Here is an 18003-nt window from a genome sequence, read left to right on the forward strand (position 1 = left end):
GACAGGCCGAGATCAAAAATCAGGGATGTCTATTCTGATGCGACAGTCAACAAGATTATTCCGGACAGCAGTGCGCGCAGGCGGGAATCTAAGTGAAGTTACAGAATGTTCATTCTCTTGCGTAGCCCGAACGCTCATCGGAGGTCGGTTTTTAGGCCGCTAGCCGGCGACACTTAGGTTCCCGCCTGCGCGGGAACGACGGTTTTGAGGCTAACAAAACAGCTTGTTCACCGGCTGTCCAACCTACCTACCCCACCAATGAAAAATGCCGGCGCAGCCGGCATCAAACGCCCCCGCGGACGCAGGGGCTGACGGGCGCCGTCACACGCCGCCGGTGGCAGCGTGCGCGGGCCCATACTTGGTACTTAGAACGCGTGACGGATACCGACGGTCAGGACCGATGGATCGGCGCTCAGGGCGCTGACGGTCGGCACGGTCGAGACCGGGGTCACGTTGTTCGACGACGAGTTGATGCCGAACGCGGCGCGGTTGTTGTTGCTCAGCTGCGCGTAGGTGCCGTAGAAACTGGTGCGCTTCGACAGGGTGTAGGCGTACGACACGGCCACGGTGTTGCCCTTGGCGCCATTGTTCAGCTTTTGCTGCTGGAAGTTCAGGAAGAACTTGTTCGCGCCCATGGCGTACGAAGCACCGATGTTCGCGTTCTTGTACTCGATGCCGTTGGCGGCGGTGGTGCCTTCCAGTTCGGCTTCCATGTAATTACCCTTGATTTCGAACGCGCCGAACTTGTAGCCCGCGCCGAAGGCCATTTCCTTGTCGTCGCCCGAGGCCAGACGCTCGATGGCGTGGTAACCGGCGCCCAGGTACAGGCCACCGATCTTGTATTCAAGCGCCACGCCCAACAGGTCGCCCGATGGCTCGACGGTCTTCTCGGCGGTCGAGTAAGCGGCGTTGAGCACGAGGCCCGACAGGTCGTTCGATTTGTAATTGACCGAGTTCGACAGGCGACGGGTCAGCTTGTTGGTGCCGAAGCCCGACAGATTGCTGCCGAAGAAGCCCTGGCCGTTGATGTCCGACGCAGCGGCGACAGCGGCGATTGGCGAGTACTCGCGGCCCAGGGTCACGGTACCGAAGTTGCCTTGCAGGCCGACCACGGCGCGGCGGCCGAAGGTTTGCGAGTCAGTCGCACCGGTGTCCAGTGCAACGCCGGCTTCGATATTGAACATCGCTTTCAGGCCATTGCCGAGATCTTCGGTACCGCGGAAGCCCAGACGGCTGCTCGACTGGTTGCCCGAGCTGACAGTGGTGCGACGGTCTTCACCCGGCACGTCGGTGTCTTCGAGAGCGACGGCCGCGTCCATCACGCCATACATCTGGACGTTGGTTTGGGCGGATGCGAACAGTGGCAGGGATGACAGCACGGCGGCGGCCAGGAACTTATACTTCATGAAGATCTCCAGTTTGGTTTCGACAAGATGTTGAGTTTTTGCTTTCAACTCAGATCGACAGCGATCTTATCGAGCCTATATGTCGAGTTCATGACACCATGACATTGTTGTATTTTCGCAATAGAAGTAGTTCATGCTTGATTCTTCGTTTTGCTAGCTTGCGTGTCCGCTCAGGGGCAGCACGATGTCGATCCGCGTGCCTGGCGGCTCGTCCGCCGCAATCGTGATTTCGCCGTGCATCGCCCAGACCCGTTCGCGCATGCCGATCAGGCCCAGCGACTCTGCTTTGTCCATGTCTTGTGCGAGAATGCCGCGCCCGTCATCCTGGATGGTCACGAGCAGCGAGCCATTGAGGCGGTACAGGTTGACGTACACTTGCCGGGCGCCGGCGTGGCGCGCGATATTGGTCAGCGCCTCTTGCACGATGCGAAAGATGACGGTGCTGGCGGCATCGTCCAGCCGTAGTTCGGCCTCATCGGCCAGCAGCGTGCAGGCGATGCCGTGGCGCTCGGTGAATTCGTCGCGCAAGCCCTGCAGCGCGAAATACAGGCCGCCTTCGTCGAGCGCGCGTGGCCGCAAATTGGTGGCGATGCGGCGCAGCGAGGCGATGGCCGTGAGCAGATTGGTTTCCATGCCGCCGATCAGGCGCACGCTGACTTCGGGCAAGTGATCCACGCGCGCGATCAGCGTGAGGTCCATGCGCAGCGACGCCAGTAGTTGCCCCAGGTCGTCGTGCAGCTCGCGCGCAATATGGGTGCGCTCTTCTTCGCGGATGCTTTGCAGCGCCGATGACAGTTGCCGTAACTGGTCATGCGAGCGCGCCAGCTTTTGCTGGATCAACTGCCGCTCTGATACATCGCGCAGGATCACCGTGTAGATCGGCCGGCCCTCGTGCTCGACGCTGGAGATCGAGCTTTCAATGGGAAAGCGCTCACCGTCGATGCGGATGCCGGTGACAGCGTAGTCGGTGGCGCGCCGGCCCGCGCGGCTCAGGCCGGCCGGAAAATAGTCGAGCGGGGTGCGCGCTTCGATGCCGGGCGTGACGATGAAACGCGCCAGCGGGCTGCCCTGCATGCCGGTCAGGCTGGTGTTGAACATGTGCGCCGCGGCCGGGTTGGCCAGCAGGATGGTGGTGTCGTGATCGACCGACAGGATGGCGTCGCCCGCGCTGTGCAGGATGCGCCGGCTGTCGAAGGCGCGAGCGGTACGCTGGTCAAGTCTGCGGTTGCGCCGCAGGCGCATCGTGCGCTGGGGTTGCATGCGGATATGGTGGAGAAGATGGCCACGGGTGTGGACCGGGTCTTCTACATTACCCGCACGCTTTCACCGGGCTTTGAGAGGTCACAAGGCACGAAATGGCACTCGCGTCCGGTCACACTGTCACATCTGCTTGAACAGGTGCAGGAAGCTGCGGCTGACTTCGAGTTTTTCGGGCCGGCCCTTGACCATCACAAGGTGACGGCCCCGGATGTCGCGCGTCACGCCTTCGATGGCATTGACGTTGACCAGCGTCGCGCGATGGATCTGCCAGAACAGCGACGGGTCGAGCTCGTCAGCCAGGTCGCGCACGGGCTTGCGAATCAGCGCCTCGAAGCCGCTCGTCTGCACGCTGGTGTATTTCTCGTCCGACCGGAAGAACAGGATATCTTCCACCGGAATCATGCGCAGGTCCTGGCCAATGCTGGCCTGGATCCATTGCAGGTGCTTGGGTTTGGGCAAGGCGATTTTTTCAGCCAGCTGGCTCAGCATGGCGCTGACGCTGTCGTTCACGTTCTCTTGCGGCCGCTCGAGGCGTTCTTTCAGGCGGTCGACTGTTACCCGCAGGCGGTCTGGCTCGGTAGGCTTGAGCACGTAGTCGATCGCACCGCGCTCGAACGCTTCCACCGCATATTGGTCGTAGGCCGTCACGAACACGATCAGGCTCTTGTCGCCGATGTCGCGCGCCGCTTCCATACCGGTCTTGCCGGGCATGCGGATGTCGAGGAAGGTCAGATCGGGCTTGAGTTCGCCCACCAGCTGCACCGCTTCTTCACCATTCTTCGCTTCGCCGACGATCTGCAGTTCTGGCCAGGCATCCTGCAGGCGCATGCGCAGCTGGTCGCGCATCAGTCTCTCGTCATCGGCAATAATCGCAGTCGGCATGGTGGTCTCTTGGCAGGATGGTGTTAAAAAGTGATTGAATGATTATTCAATGAATCAGACCAACAGGCAAGCTGTCGATCTGCGCTGTTTACTTCGACAACTGGTACGGCACTTCGATCGTCGCGATCACGCCGCTTGGCTGATTGGCCCCGATATGCAGCCAGCCAGCATCGCCGTGCAGCAACTTCAGGCGTTCGCGGATCGTCTGCAGGCCCAGGCCGGTCCCGTCGCTTGGCATCACGCCAAAGCCCACGCCATCGTCGGCGACGGTCACGCGCAGCCGGCTGTCCACCACTTCGGCGACGATGTTCAGGGTGCCGCCTTCGGGCTTGCACTCCAGGCCGTGCTTGATGGCGTTCTCGACCATCGATTGCAGCATCATCGGCGGGAACGCCGCGCTGCGCAGGCCGTCGGGCACGCGCAGGTTGACGGTCAGGCGTTCTTCCATCCGCATCCTGAGCAGATCCAGGTAGGCGTTGACCATGTCGACCTCGCGCCCCAGGCCGGTGACCACGGCGTTGTCGCGCATCTGCGGCAGCACGGCGCGCAGGTACTGGATCAGGCTGCGCTGCATGGCCGAGGCGCGCGGCGGGTCGACCCGGATCAGGTGCTCGACCGAGGCCAGCGTGTTGAACAGAAAGTGCGGTTCGACCTGGGCCTGCATCATCTGCATTTTCGTTTCCATCAGCTGGCGCTGCATCGCTTCGCGCTCGGCGGCAGCGTTGGCGACCTGGGCTTCGGCATCGGCGCGCTTCTTGCCGCCGACCAGCGCCTTCGTCCCGAACAGGGCCAGCAGCAAGAGCACGACGAAGTTCATGAACCAGGTCGATGCCTGCTTGTGATAGCGCGACACCTTTTGTTCGGCGGCATCTTCGACGGCGGCCTCGATGGCGTTCGACAGTTCTTCGCCGATCTGCGGCGGCAGTTCGATGTGCACCGAGTCGCTCCCCGGCGAAATGTTCACGGCGCCCGCACTGGACGCTGGCGCTGCGGGCGCTGCGGGCGCGGCTGGCGCGGCGGGCGGCCCCGGTGGGGCATCGGGCGCATCCGGGACCTCCGGCACGGACGGCGTCTCGGGCGTCGTCGCCGGGGCCGGTTCGGCCGGGCGCGTGCGGGTACGGGGATTGAAGCGAATGCCGCTCTCGTCGATCAGGATGCTGGCGTCGCTGCGGCGGCCCGAATCGCGCTCGGCGCGGGCTATTTCTTCTTCGGCCGGGCCGTTGAACAATTCTTCTTGCAGGATGCCGGCGGCGGTCAGGGTCAGGCCAGCGAACAGGAGAAACTTCCACCATGAAAGCTGGGTAACCCAGGTCGCCACCCCGTCGAAGGCGCGGTAGAGCCAGGACAGGATGCCGGCCAGATAATGCTGTGTGGGGAAGCGTGCTTGCATGGCGTCGTCGATCTCTAGGTTTGCTGCACCGGCCAGGAGAAGTCGGCCGTTGGAATGATGCAACTTTAACGCGCCGGGCGCGTCAGGGCCAGCCCCCTGCGACAGCCTGCATAAATCGGGGAATGGACGGCGCTTGAGCGGCAAGGGAATGATCCAGCGCAAACGCTACCAAATGGAAACATCGCAAGGTAGGAACGATCGACGCGCATCACCACCACCTGCCGCACCTGATTCTTGACGCCTAAAGGGTATGCCAGATGTCCGTAATCCAGAACAAATTCCGTCTCGTGACCCGTAGTGATTTCGATGGCCTGGTGTGCGCGGTGCTGTTACGGCATCTCGACCTGATCGACGACATCCTGTTTGTCCATCCGAAGGACATGCAGGACGGCAAGATCGCCATCGGCGCGCGCGACATCACGACCAATCTGCCGTACGTGGCAGGCGCCCATCTGGTGTTTGACCACCACCTGTCGGAAACCATCCGCAACACCGGGCGCCGGGCCAACCACATCATCAACGCGGCCGCGCCATCGGCGGCGCGTGTGGTGTACGACCACTACGGCGGCGCGCACACCTTTCCCGGCGCCTGGAACGCGATGATGGCGGCGGTCGACAAGGGCGACGCGGCGCGCTTCAGTCGCGACGACGTGCTCGTGCCGCACGGCTGGGACATGATCAATTTTTTGATGGATGCGCGCACGGGACTGGGGCGGTTTCACAGCTTTCGCATTTCCAACTACCAGCTCATGATGGACCTGATCGATCATTGCGCAACCTACGACATCGAACGCTTGATGGCCTTGCCCGACGTGCGCGAACGCATCGCGCTGTATCGCGAACACAGCGCGCTGTGCAAGCAGCAGATTGGTCGCTGCGCCAGCGTGCTCGCCAACCTGGTGGTGCTCGATCTGCGTGACGAGGCCGTGATTTATGCCGGCAACCGGTTCATCATCTATGCCTTGTATCCCGAGACGAATATATCGATCCACGTGCTGTGGGGCCTGAAGCGCCAGAACACGGTATTCGCGACCGGCAAATCGATCATCAACCGCAGTGCAAAGACGAATATCGGCGCACTGATGCTGGAATACGGCGGAGGCGGGCACGAGAATGCCGGCACGTGCCAGGTCGCCAACGAGTTGGCTGAAGACGTGCTGGGCGCGCTGGTGTGGCGGATTACGAAGGAGGGGTGAGCGCGTGTGCCACCCCGGTTCAGAGCATGTGCTGCCGCTGCGCCAGCAAATCGCGCGCCGCAGCGGCCGACAGCGGTTCGCTGAACCACTGCCCCTGCATCTGGTCGCACCCGTGGCTGCGCAAGAAGTCCACCTGCACCTCGGTCTCCACCGCTTCGCCGACCACCGTGATATCGAGATTGTGCCCGATGTCGATCAGGGTCTTGGCCAGCGAGCCGCCCCGGCCGTGGTCGGCGATGTCATGCACGGCTACCCGTGACAGCTTCACCTGGCGCACCGACAATTGCTGCAAGAACGCCAGGTCGGAAATCCCGCGCCCGAACTGGTCGATCGACAGCATCGCGCCCACTTCGCGCAACTGCACCGCCAGGTCGCGCCCCAGTCCCGGATTGCGGATCAGGTCGGCTTCGGGGATTTCGATTTCGAGGCTCCCGGGCGGTAACCCATGATCCAGCATGCGCTGGGCGATGCCGCCAGTAAAATCGGGCCGGCTGTATTCGCGGCGCGACACGTTCACCGCCACCGGCAGCCCCGCGTAACCGGCGCCGCGCAGGTCGCGCGCGAAAGCGCAGGCCTGGTCCAGCACCCAGCCGCCGATCTCGACGATCTGCCCGCTTTCTTCGGCCTCGGCCAGGAACGCCGCCGGCAGCATCACGCCATGCTCGGGATGGTGCCAGCGCAGCAGCGCTTCGAACCCGCGCACCTTGCCGCTGCGCGCTTCCATCCGTGGCTGGAACAGTAAAAACAATTGATTCTGGTCGAGCGCATTCTTCATGCTGTCGGCCAGTGCGGCGCGCGCCTCGCTGGCCACGCGCATTTCGCTGGAATAGAAATGCACGCCGCCGCCGTTCTGCTTGGCGCGGTACATCGCCATGTCGGCTGCGCGGATCAGGTCGCCCGGCGTGGCGCCATCGTGCGGATAGGCGGCCACGCCCAGGCTGGCGCCCACGGGAATCTCGTTGCCGCCGAACGCGACCGGCATGACCAGCGCGCGCCGCACCCGCTCGACCATGCGCAGCGTGAAGCGCAAGCTCGGCTGGTCGACCAGCACCATCACGAATTCGTCGCCCGACATGCGCGCCACCGTGTCGCTGTCGCGCACGGCCGATTGCAGGCGCCGCGCCACCACCTTGAGCACGGCGTCGCCCGCATCGTGCCCGAAGGTGTCGTTGATGGCCTTGAACCCGTCCAGGTCGATCAGCACCGTGGCCACCAGCGTCTGGTGGCGCTGGGCCAGGTGCAAGGCATGCTCGAGCCGGTCCCACAGCAGCGTGCGGTTAGCCAGGCCGGTCAGGCTGTCATGGTTGACTTCGTGTTCGAGGTGGTCGGCGCGCTGCTTGCTGGCGGTGACGTCGATGATGATGCCGATGAAATGCGTGACCTTGCCGTTCTCGTCGTACACCGGCGTGATGTGCAGGTCGCTCCAGAACAGCTCGCCATTCTTGCGCAGGTTGCGCAGCACGACATGCACCGAACGGTGCTCGCGCAGCGCCTGGCGCATGCGGCTGCGTTCGTCGGCATCGAGGCCCGGCGCGGCCATGAAGCGCGGATCGCGGCCGACCGCTTCTTCGGCACTGTAGCCGGTGATGCGCTCGAACGCGGGGTTGACGTATTCGATCAGGTGGTCGGGCCCGGTGTCGTGGGCGATGATGACCCCGTTGCTGGCGGCATTGAGAGCGCGCCGGTACAGCACCATCTGGCGTTCGCGCTCGCGTCGCCTGGAGATGTCGATGCCCATCCCGAACAGGTACTGGCCGCCGTTGCAATCGATGCGCGCACCGCGCAGCAGCATCGGCGTCTCGCGGCCGCTGCGCGCGACGTAGTCGATTTCCAGTGCGAGCTCGGTATTGTTGTCGAACATGGCGTCGATCTGCCTGATCGCGTTCGGACGGTCATTGGGGTCGAGCATGCCGATGCCGTTGGCGGCCGCAATTTCGTCGGGCATCATTTCGCACACCCGCTCGAGATTATGGTTCCACAGCAGGATACGGCCTTCGCGGTTCATGATGTAGAACGTGCCCGGCAACAGGTCGACGACGGCAGACAGGGGCGTCGCGCCGAGGCGTTCGCCTTCGGATATGCCGATTTCTGACAATGTGACGCTGACGCTATAGATGCAGGGCGCACCGTCGAGGCCGACTTGCGGCGCCACGACGATGCTGGCGGGGCGGGGGCCAGCGTTGGTCGGTAGCTCGGTGTGGCCCCGGCCGGCGCTCTCGAGGGCCAGCCAGTTGGCGCCGGCCAGCAGGCTGGCGGCCGGTTGACCGATCGCGTCGCCCGCCGCGCACCTGAACAGCGCCGCACAAGCCGGGTTCCAGCTGATGATGATGCCCGCGTGATCAGCCAGAAAGCTGACATCCTCGGCAGGGGCAAACGTTGACATGGCGGGCCGCCTCTCTCGCATCGCGCAGCGTCGGACGCGCGCATGTTCTCAGCATATACCCGTTCAAGAAGGTTGTGGCAAGCGGCGCGTGAGGCGTGCGCGGGGTGTCATGCCAGGCGCTGCGGATGGCTGTAGACGACGTGGCGGCCAGCGCGCACGAAGCCGGCCAGCGTCACGCCAGCCGAGTCGGCCAGGCGCACTGCCATCGCCGTGGGCGCCGAGATGGCCGCCAGCAGCGCGATACCGGCGCGCGCCGTCTTTTGCACCATCTCGAAACTGGCGCGGCTCGTGACGACGACGAAGCCGCTTGCTGCCTGCACGCCGTCGCCGGCCAAGGCTCCAATCAATTTATCCAGCGCATTGTGGCGACCGACGTCTTCACGCACGGTGCGCAGCACGCCGTCGCGGTCGGCCCAGCCGGCCGCATGCACGGCGCCGGTCGCGTGGTGCAGGCATTGGCGCGCGGCCATCGCCGCCATGGCGCGGTGCAGGGCGTCAGGGGCGAACTGCGTGTCCACGCAGTGCGCGCCGCCATCGCGCGCGTCCGCCAGGCCGGTCTCGCGCTCGAACCAGGCCAGGCTATCCACGCCGCACAGGCCGCAGCCGGTCTTGCCGGTACGTGCCCGCCGTGCTTCCTTGAAACGCGCCATGGCGCCCGGGGCAATCTCCATCGAGATCGTGATGCCGTGCACACCCACATCGATGGCGATATCGCGGATGTCCGCTACCTGGCGCACGATGCGCTCGGACAGCGAAAAGCCCAGCGCAAAGTCGTCCAGGTCCTGCGGCGAGGCCAGCATCACGGCGTGGCTGACGCCGTTATAAACGAGCGCGACCGGCACTTCCTCGGCCAGCACTTCGTCCAGCGCCGCACTCGCGCCGGCCTGCCAGCAGGCGGCCGGCACGCTGCTGGCGACGGGGAAGTCCGGCCCGCCGTCGCCGGGGAAGGATGCGCGCGCGTTCATGCCGGGCCAGCACTGCGTTCGAGCAGCACGTCGATGGCTTTCGCGGCCGGCACCTTGCTTTCCTTGGCGTGGTGCCACAGCGGGATCAGGGGATTGCACTCCGGGTAGTAGCCGGCGATGCAGCCGGCCGGCACGTCGTACGGCACGATCTGCAAACCTTCCACACGACGATCGACGCCGTCGTCGGCATGCGTGCGCAGGGTGACCACGTCGCCCTGGCCCAGGCCGTAGCGCGCCATGTCGGTTGCGCTCATGAACAGCACCATGCGGCTGCCGCTCACCCCGCGGAAGCGGTCGTCGTTGCTGTAGATGGTCGTGTTGAACTGGCCGTCGCTGCGGATCGTGAACAGGCGCAGGATGTCCGGGCCGCCGGCCAGGTCCGGGTTGCCCGGCAATTCATCGGGCACCGTGAATTCGGCCTTGCCGCTCTCGGTCTTCCAGACGCGCTCGGCGGCGGCGAGCGGCTTGCGGTAGCCGCCCGGCGTCCACATGCGCTCGTTCAGGCTGCCGAAAATCTCGGGGAAGGTCACGCCCATGGCGGTGCGGATGGTGCTGTAGTCGGCCACCCAGGTATCCCAGTCGACAGTTGGGTTGGCGTCGAGCGTCGCCTTGGCGATGCCGGCCACGATGGCCGGCTCGGACAGCAAGCCGGGAGCGGCCGGCTCGGTCATGCCGCGTGAGCCGTGCATATGCGATGTGCTGTCTTCGATCGACACGGCCTGGTCGCCCGAACCCTGGCGGTCGATTTCAATACGGCCCAGGCATGGCAGCAGGTAGGCGGCCTTGCCGTGGATCACGTGGTTGCGGTTGAGCTTGGTGGCGATCTGCACCGTCAGCGGCAGCGCGCGCCAGGCCGCTTCCATCAGCACGGTTTCCGGTACTGCGCGCAGGAAATTCCCGCCCAGGCCGATGAACGCCTGCAGCTCGTGCTTGAGTATGGCCTCGCAGGCATCTACCGTGGTGAGACCCGGGTCGCGCGGCGGCTCGAAATTGAATTGCGCCTTGAGCTTGTCGAGCGGCGCCAATTCAGGCTTTTCGGTGATGCCGACCGTGCGTTGGCCCTGCACGTTCGAGTGGCCCCGCACCGGGCAGATCCCGGCGCCCGGCTTGCCGATATTGCCGCGCAACAGCAGCAGGTTGACCAGCATCGTGACGTTCTGCACGCCGTTGCGGTGCTGGGTCAGGCCCATGCCGTACACGCCCATCGCCGCGCCGGCCTTGCAATACACGCTGGCCGCTTCTTCGATCGACGCTCGCCCCAGGCCCGATTCGCGCTCGATCGCTTGCCAGGTACAGGCGCGCACGGCGGCCTCGAATGCGGCGAAGCCGTTGGTGTGCTCCTGAACGAACGCGATGTCGATGACGCGCTGTGCGTTATTGGCCTGCGCCGCATCGTCGAACGCGAAGATCGCCTTGCACATGCCCATGATCACGGCCGTGTCGCCGCCCGGCTTGACCTGGTGGTATTGGGTAGAGATCGCCGTTTCCTGGCCGGTGAGCATCTCCAGCGGCGACTGCGGATTGGTGAAACTCACCAGCCCGCGTTCGCGCAGCGGATTGAAGGTGATGATCGGCACGTCGCGTTTGCGCGCCTCTTGCAGCTGGTGCAGCATGCGCGGGCTGTTCACGCCCACGTTCTGGCCGAAGAACAGGATGCAGTCGGTGTGCTCGAAGTCGCTCAGCTTGACGGTGCCCACGCCCACGCCGATGGTCTTTTGCAAGCCGACCGACGTGCTTTCGTGGCACATGTTCGAGCTGTCCGGCAGGTTGTTATTGCCGTACATGCGCGCCAGCAGCTGGTACATATACGACGTCTCGAGCGACGCGCGGCCCGAGGCGTAGAACACGACCTGCTTGCGGTCGAACCCGCGCAGTGCGGCGCCGATCTCGGCGAACGCCACGTCCCAGTCCACCGGCAGGTATTTGTCGCTGGCAGCGTCGTAGCGCAGCGGCGTGCTCAAGCGGCCGTGGTCTTCGAGTGCATGATCGCTCCAAGATTCCAGTTCGCTCAAGGTGTGCTGCTGGAAAAAGTCGGCGCCAATGGACTTGCTGGTGGTCTCCCAGGCAGTCGCCTTGGCGCCGCTGGCGCAGAATTCAAACGGGTGCGGATTGGCCGGCTTGGCCCAGGCACAGCTCACGCAGGCGAAGCCGTCAGCCTTGTTTTGCTTGAGCAGCAGGGCGGTGTCTTTCACGACCACGTTCTGGTCCAACAAGATCGTGCGGACATCGCCGACGGAACCCCAGCCGCCCGCCGGCATGGTCGCCGATTCGATACGTACCTGCTTTTTCTCTTCGCTCATTGCTCACTCCTGCTGATGGAATGGTTACCGTAGCGGTCGTGGGGCAAGGGCTCGGTGCGGGTGCGCACATTCAGCGGCGATGGCGGGGCAGGAGCGGGTCAGCGGCATTTGTATTGGTCGCTAACGTAAAACCGTCATTCCCGCGCAGGCGGGAATGACGGTTTCAGATCTGACTAATCAAGAAAGATTGCGGCTGGAATGCGTTTACGCAGCCACGATCTCCTGTTTCTCCGGCAGCGCAATCTCGTTGTTCACGCTGAACTGGTAATCCTTGAAGACGTGTTCCGCGCTCAGGATCTGGTAATTACCATCGGCCAGCAGATGCGACGTATCCTTCAAACGGTACGTGTAATGCCCGCAAGTCCAGCAATTGAAGTTGCGCATATGCGTGCACAGGCAGGTCTTGTCCATCACCGTGACTTTTTTCAGCTCGGGATGCGCCTGCACTTCGCGATTGTACGCATTGATGTACGAGCAGTTGCCGGTCGCATCGAGCAGATAACCATACGATTCGCAACCTGGCCGGATCCCGGAACCGATCGCCGGCGTATTCTTGAGCATGCGCATCGGATAGCCGGTTGGCGAGACGCCATTGACTTCGATGTCTTCTTCGCTGGCGCGGAAGTATTCCTGCTTGACGTTGTCGGGCAAGCCGCATTCGCTGGTGACCGTGAAGCGCGTGGCAACCTGCACGCCGGCCGCACCTTTTTCGAGGAAGCTCACCGCGTCCGAACCGGTGAACACGCCACCGGCTGCAATCACCGGAATACCCAGTTGCTCGGCCTTCATGAACGCGTGGATCTCGTCCATGATCGTGTGCAGGTCATATTGCTTCCAGTCGTCCATGCCGAAGCCCAGGTGGCCGCCGGCCAGCGGACCTTCGACGATGACGAAGTCGGGCTTGCGGTCCAGGCGCGAGACTTTACGCAGGAACAGTTGCAGCGCGCGCACGGACGAGACGATGATGCCCAGGTGGGCGTCGCGGAAGCGCGGGTGATCCTTGATCAGCTCGAACGAACCCAGGTGCAGGCCGGCCGACAGCGTGATGCCGTCGATGCCGCCGTCCAGGGCCGACGCCAGGCGCACGCGCAGCGTTTCCTTCGGCGCGTTCATGGTCAGCTTTTCCATGCAGTTCACGTAGATCAGGCCATTGCCTTTCTTCGCTTCCATGGTGGAACTGACGTGCCGGCGGGTGGCCTCGGCCAGGTGATCCAGGTCGAACTGGACCACCGCCTTGTTCATATTGTTGATGTTGAACTTGTAGGTCTTGGTTTTCTCTTTGACGTAGGTGGTGTCGAACTTGCGGTCGGACACGTCCTGCGACATTGCATCGGAGATATGGCCGATACCGCCCAGGCGGGCCGCTTCCAGCGCCAGCTCGGACGTCGAAATGTCCACACCCATTCCGCCAATCATGATGGGCACGTATTCCTTGTTGCCCATGCGCAGGCGGAAATCATCAACACGTTTCATTGCTATCCTTAGACTACCTAATCTGCTCGGAGTGGCTGCGGTGCCCGACAGCGTACACGACGCCATTTTACTCCAAGCGTTACAAGGGCTCGGCGGACACATTGTCCACGTAGCGCCCGGTACCCGGGCCGGTCGTTCCGGCCCGTTGCAACGCGCTAACTCAGCTTAGTCGCGGAAGTTGTTGAACGCCAGTGGCAGCTCTTGCACGTCCTTGCGCAGCATGGCCATGGCGGTCTGCAGGTCGTCGCGCTTGGCGCCGGTGATGCGCACCGATTCGCCCTGGATGCTGGCCTGCACCTTCATCTTGCTTTCCTTGACCAGCTTGGTGATTTTCTTGGCGTCTTCGGTCTCGATGCCGTTGCGCACCTTGATCACCAGCTTGACCTTGTCGCCGCCGATTTTCTCGACCTTGCCTTCGTCGAGGAAGCGCACGTCAACCTTGCGCTTGGCCATTTTGTTGATCAAGACATCCTTGACCTGGCTGAGCTGGAAGTCGGAATCGGCCAGCAGCGTCAGTTCGCGCTCTTTCTGTTCGACGTTCGCCGAGCTGCCCTTGAAATCGAAACGGGTCGTGATTTCCTTGTTCGATTGTTCGACCGCGTTCTTTACTTCGATCATGTCTGCTTCGCAGACGACATCAAACGATGGCATGGGGTGTCCTTTTTTATGTATTGCATGTAGATGAATCCCTCTATTTTAGCGGACGGCGGCCCGAATCGCGACGGTTTCGCCCGATTGAAAGGCCGGGGATGCACGAACCACTATAATGAAACGACACTTTCATGCTGCTTTTACCCCGCCTTGCCATGCATCCCTCCCTGTCCATCGTCCACGACCAGCCACTTGACGCATTCAATACCTTTCGCATTCCCGCGCGCGCGCGCCATTACCTGCGCGTGGACGGCGCGCAGCAGCTGGATGCGGTGCGCGCCGATCCGGCGCTGTCGGGCTTGCCGCGCCTGGTGCTCGGTGGCGGCAGCAACCTGCTGTTGACGCGCGATGTCGATGGCCTCGTGCTGCACATGACGGGGCAGGGGCGCGCGATCATCGGTGAAGAGAATGGCAAGACCCTGGTGCGTGCCCAAGCGGGCGAAGGCTGGCACGGCTTCGTGCGCTTCACGCTGGAGCAGGGCATCGGCGGGCTGGAAAACCTGTCGCTCATCCCGGGCACGGTGGGCGCCGCGCCGATCCAGAACGTGGGCGCGTACGGTGTTGAGACCAGGGATGTGTTCCATAGCCTCACGGCGTACGACATGGCCAGCGGGGCAGTTCGCACACTCGACGCCGCCGCCTGCCGCTTCGGCTACCGCGACAGCATCTTCAAGCATCCTGACGGGGCTGATTTGATCGTGCTGGACGTGACCTTCGCCTTGCCAGCCGCATGGCAGCCGAACCTGCGCTACGCCGAGCTGGGCAACGCGGTGCAGGAAGCAGCATTGATTGCGCCCACGCCCAACGACGTCGGCCTGCTGGTCGAGGCGATCCGGCGCCGCAAGCTGCCCGATCCGCGCGAGATCGGCAACGCCGGCAGCTTCTTCAAGAATCCCGTGGTTTCAAGCGCCGAATGCGCGCGCCTGGTCGGGCTGTTCCCGAACCTGGTGCACCACGCGCAGCCGGACGGCACGTTCAAGCTGGCGGCGGGCTGGCTGATCGACCAATGCGGCTGGAAGGGGAAGCACCTGGGCGCCGCCGGGGTGTATCACAAGCAGGCGCTGGTGCTGGTAAATCTTGGGCAGGCCACTGGCCAGGACGTGGTGCGGCTGGCCGCCGCGATCCAGGCCGATGTCGCGGCGCGCTTCGGTGTGGCGCTCGAACCGGAACCCGTATTCATTTAAGGAACGCTCCATGAAGAAAGCCATCGTCACCGGCCACACGCGTGGCCTCGGCGCCGCCATCGCGGCCGAACTGCAATCGCGCGGGATTGCCGTGCTGGGCCTGGCGCGTGGGCGCTCGCCGCTTGCCGGCATCGAGCAGGCCGAGGTCGATATGGCTGATGCTGCCGCATTGCAGGCCTGGCTCGCCGGTCCATCACTGCGCGACTTCCTTGCCGGCGCCGACGAGGCCTGTCTCGTCAACAATGCCGGCGTCGTCACACCGGTGGGGCAGCTTGCCGCGCAAGATCCCGCTGCCGTGCTGCAGGCGGTGCTGCTCAATGTGGGCGCGCCGCTGGCGCTGGCCGCCGCCTTCGTGCAAGCCGCGCCAGACGCGGCGCGGCGCATCCTGCACGTCTCGAGCGGAGCAGGGCGTAATGCATATCCCGGCTGGGCGGTCTATTGTGCGACGAAAGCCGCGCTCGACCATCATGTGCGCGCCGTGCAGCTCGATGGCGATCCGCGCGTGCTGGCGGTGAGCCTGGCGCCGGGTGTGATCGATACCGATATGCAGGCGGCGATCCGTGCCACGCCCGAGGGCAATTTCCCGCTGCGCGAGCGCTTTGTCGAGATGAAAGAGAGCGGCGGTTTGACCTCGCCCGAGGACTGCGCGCGCAATCTGGCCGACTACCTGCTCGCGGCTGGTTTCGGGGCCGAAGCGGTCGACGATCTGCGCAACTGACGATCAAGCCAATTTCTTGTTGACGTAGGTGCGACACATGTCGCATCATTGCGTCATTCGTCGCAGCAAGGAATTATTCGTATGGCCGTCCCCTCGATTTCCGAACTCAGTCTGCTCAAGGCGCTGTGGCGCCAGCAGCCGCTCAGCGCGCGTGAAATCCACGACGCGGTCGAGGCAGAGCTTGGCTGGTCGTATTCGTCCACCCGCAAGACGCTCGAGCGCATGCTGGAAAAAAACATGGTGCGCCAGGCCTTGCGTCACGGCGTGCAGGTCTATGAGGCGCTGAGCGACAAGGTCGACAAGGTCGACACGCTGGCCGCCTTCGCCCACGATTTCGGCAAGCGCGTGATGGAAATCGACACGCCGCTGCCCGTCAATATGTTCACTGGCAGCAAGCTGGTCGATGAAGATGAACTGATCAGCCTCGAACAATTGCTCAACGACTGGCCGGTCGACAAGGACACGGCCTCATGACAGTGCCCGACGCATTGGCCATCCGCTTCCTGTTCGCCAGCATCGGCTGCCTGGCGGCCGGTGGGGCGGTGTGGGGGGTGCTGGCGCTGGCGCGGCGGCACCTGGCGGCGCTCGGCATGCAGCGCTCGCCCTGGATGCTGGGGCAGGTCGTCATTGCCGCGACCTTCATCGTTCTCATGCTGCCGCCAGGGCAGCAATCGCACATGCTGCCGGTCTTTGAGGTGGATCTGTCGGCGGCCACCGCCGCCGCGGTCGCAGCGCCGGCCCAGGCGACTGCAACGCCTGGCGCCGCCAACACGCTCGCGCAGTCCCGTTCATGGCTGTCCTGGACCGCGTCGGGATGGATGCTGGCGTACATTGGTGGCCTGCTGTGGATGCTGGCCCGCCTGAACCAGGGCCAGCGCGCGTTGAACCGGCTGCTGTCCGGCGGCGCACGGTTGCCGTCCGAGGCAGCGCTGCCCGCCACGATCGAAGTCGACGCCCCGATTCCGCCGATGCTGGTCGGCCCGTTCCGACCGCGCCTGCTGTTGCCGCTGTCCCTGCGCGCCATCGACCCAGTGCAGCGCGACCTGATCGTCGCCCACGAGCTGACGCACTGGCGCCGTGGCGACCTGTGGTGGCTCGCCGCCTGCGCGCTGCTGCAGGCGCTGTGCTGGTTCAATCCCGCGATGCGGCTGCTGCGCGAGCGCCTGAGCTGGGCCCAGGAACTCGGCTGCGACCGCGACGTCTTGCGCGGCCGGCCGCAAGTCCAGCGCAAGGCCTACGCCGCCGCGCTGGTCGCGCAGTTGCGCTGCCAGTATCAGGCCGCGCCGTCGGCGGCCCTTGCATTCGGCGCCCTGAAGCCGGACACGCTGGCCGCGCGCGTCGCCCTGATCCGCACCCCGGCCCTGGATCAGCATGCGGCCCGTGCCCGTTTCGTCGGCCTGGTCACGCTGGCGCTGGTCTTCGCCGCCAACCTCGCCCTGCAGCCGGCACTGGCCTGGAACGATGCGCCGGACACGCTCGATTGCACCGTGATGCTCGATGCCGCCACCGGCGCCGTGCTGGTGGAAGAAGGCCGCTGCGACGTGCGCACCACGCCGGCGTCGATCTTCAACATCGCCGTGAGCCTGATGGGGTTCGATGCCGGCATCCTGCAGGACGCCCACGCGCCGGCGCTGCCGTTCAAGCCCGGCTATGCAGACTGGCAGCCGTCCTGGCGTGCGACCACCGACCCGACCAGCTGGATCCGCAACTCGACCGTCTGGTACGCGCAGCAGGTGACGAGCACGCTGGGCGAGCGGGGCGTGCAGGATTACGTCGCACGCTTCAACTACGGTAACCAGGACCTCACCGGCGGTGTCGACATCGCCTGGATCGCCTCGTCGCTGCAGGTCTCGCCGCGCGAGCAGGCCGCCTTCCTGCGCAAGGTGGCCAACCGCGAACTGCCCGTCAGCGCCCACGCGTTCGACATGACGGCGCAGTTGCTGCACCTGCCCACGCTGCCCGATGGCTGGCAGGTGTACGGCAAGACCGGTACCGCGTCAGGCCGATGGCGCGATGGCGCCGAAGATCCGGGCCGCGCCCTTGGCTGGTTCGTCGGCTGGGCCACGAAGGATGGGCGCACGGTCGTCTTTGCGCGCCAGACGCTCGGCCCGCGCGACCCCGACCGCGCGGCCGGGCCGCTATTGAAAGAACGCTTCCTGCGCGCGCTGCCGGGAAGACTCGCTACGCTGTAACCT

The 18003-nt window shown here is 64.4% G+C and carries 14 protein-coding genes; 5 read left to right on the plus strand and 9 right to left on the minus strand.

Annotated elements, in window-relative coordinates:
• Positions 1-365: 365 nt before the first annotated feature.
• From AB2N08_RS18685 to AB2N08_RS18700, 4 genes are all read right to left on the minus strand, one after another.
• Complete coding sequence (locus tag AB2N08_RS18685) at positions 366-1406, minus strand: porin (protein WP_367612396.1); 1041 nt, start codon at positions 1404-1406, stop codon at positions 366-368.
• A gap of 153 nt (positions 1407-1559) precedes the next feature.
• Positions 1560-2666: a PAS domain-containing sensor histidine kinase gene (locus AB2N08_RS18690; protein ID WP_367612397.1), complete on the minus strand. Its 1107-nt coding sequence runs from the start codon at positions 2664-2666 to the stop codon at positions 1560-1562.
• A 120-nt stretch (positions 2667-2786) separates the two neighbouring features.
• Entirely contained in the window at positions 2787-3548 is a 762-nt protein-coding gene (locus AB2N08_RS18695) for a LytR/AlgR family response regulator transcription factor (RefSeq protein ID WP_367612398.1), read from the minus strand.
• Positions 3549-3636: 88 nt separating this feature from the next.
• Positions 3637-4938 carry a sensor histidine kinase gene (locus AB2N08_RS18700; RefSeq protein WP_367612399.1) on the minus strand — a complete coding sequence of 434 codons (1302 nt, stop codon included), beginning with the start codon at positions 4936-4938 and terminating at the stop codon, positions 3637-3639.
• Between the two features lie 257 nt (positions 4939-5195).
• Here AB2N08_RS18700 and AB2N08_RS18705 point away from each other — a divergent pair, with 257 nt between their 5' ends.
• The gene (locus AB2N08_RS18705) at positions 5196-6134 is read left to right on the plus strand and encodes an exopolyphosphatase (protein ID WP_367612401.1); all 939 of its coding nucleotides are present in this window, start codon (positions 5196-5198) and stop codon (positions 6132-6134) included.
• Between the two features lie 19 nt (positions 6135-6153).
• Here the strand turns inward: AB2N08_RS18705 and AB2N08_RS18710 are convergent, their stop codons facing one another.
• The 5 genes from AB2N08_RS18710 to AB2N08_RS18730 form a co-directional block, all read right to left on the minus strand.
• On the minus strand, positions 6154-8517 hold the full coding sequence (locus tag AB2N08_RS18710) for a putative bifunctional diguanylate cyclase/phosphodiesterase (RefSeq protein ID WP_367612402.1): 2364 nt from the start codon (positions 8515-8517) through the stop codon (positions 6154-6156).
• Between the two features lie 107 nt (positions 8518-8624).
• Positions 8625-9482 carry a formate dehydrogenase accessory sulfurtransferase FdhD gene (gene fdhD / locus AB2N08_RS18715; protein ID WP_367612403.1) on the minus strand — a complete coding sequence of 286 codons (858 nt, stop codon included), beginning with the start codon at positions 9480-9482 and terminating at the stop codon, positions 8625-8627.
• Positions 9479-11782: an FdhF/YdeP family oxidoreductase gene (locus AB2N08_RS18720; RefSeq protein ID WP_367612405.1), complete on the minus strand. Its 2304-nt coding sequence runs from the start codon at positions 11780-11782 to the stop codon at positions 9479-9481. Before AB2N08_RS18720 ends, fdhD begins: the two co-directional genes overlap by 4 nt.
• Before the next feature lie 204 nt (positions 11783-11986).
• Complete coding sequence (locus tag AB2N08_RS18725) at positions 11987-13255, minus strand: nitronate monooxygenase (protein ID WP_367612407.1); 1269 nt, start codon at positions 13253-13255, stop codon at positions 11987-11989.
• Positions 13256-13420: 165 nt separating this feature from the next.
• On the minus strand, positions 13421-13906 hold the full coding sequence (locus tag AB2N08_RS18730) for a YajQ family cyclic di-GMP-binding protein (RefSeq protein WP_367612408.1): 486 nt from the start codon (positions 13904-13906) through the stop codon (positions 13421-13423).
• A gap of 155 nt (positions 13907-14061) precedes the next feature.
• Between AB2N08_RS18730 and murB the strand changes: the two genes are divergently transcribed.
• The 4 genes from murB to blaOXA all read left to right on the plus strand — a co-directional run bounded on the left by murB (position 14062) and on the right by blaOXA (position 18000).
• Positions 14062-15090 (plus strand): UDP-N-acetylmuramate dehydrogenase, encoded by a 1029-nt coding sequence (gene murB, locus AB2N08_RS18735; protein ID WP_367612489.1) that lies wholly within the window; start codon positions 14062-14064, stop codon positions 15088-15090.
• A gap of 10 nt (positions 15091-15100) precedes the next feature.
• On the plus strand, positions 15101-15808 hold the full coding sequence (locus tag AB2N08_RS18740) for an SDR family oxidoreductase (RefSeq protein WP_367612409.1): 708 nt from the start codon (positions 15101-15103) through the stop codon (positions 15806-15808).
• A gap of 81 nt (positions 15809-15889) precedes the next feature.
• Positions 15890-16282 carry a BlaI/MecI/CopY family transcriptional regulator gene (locus AB2N08_RS18745; RefSeq protein WP_367612410.1) on the plus strand — a complete coding sequence of 131 codons (393 nt, stop codon included), beginning with the start codon at positions 15890-15892 and terminating at the stop codon, positions 16280-16282.
• On the plus strand, positions 16279-18000 hold the full coding sequence (gene blaOXA, locus AB2N08_RS18750; RefSeq protein WP_367612411.1) for a class D beta-lactamase: 1722 nt from the start codon (positions 16279-16281) through the stop codon (positions 17998-18000). Before AB2N08_RS18745 ends, blaOXA begins: the two co-directional genes overlap by 4 nt.
• The last annotated feature ends 3 nt before the right edge of the window (positions 18001-18003 follow it).

The organism is Massilia aurea, assembly GCF_040790145.1.
Classification (GTDB): Bacteria; Pseudomonadota; Gammaproteobacteria; order Burkholderiales; family Burkholderiaceae_D; genus Telluria; species Telluria aurea_C.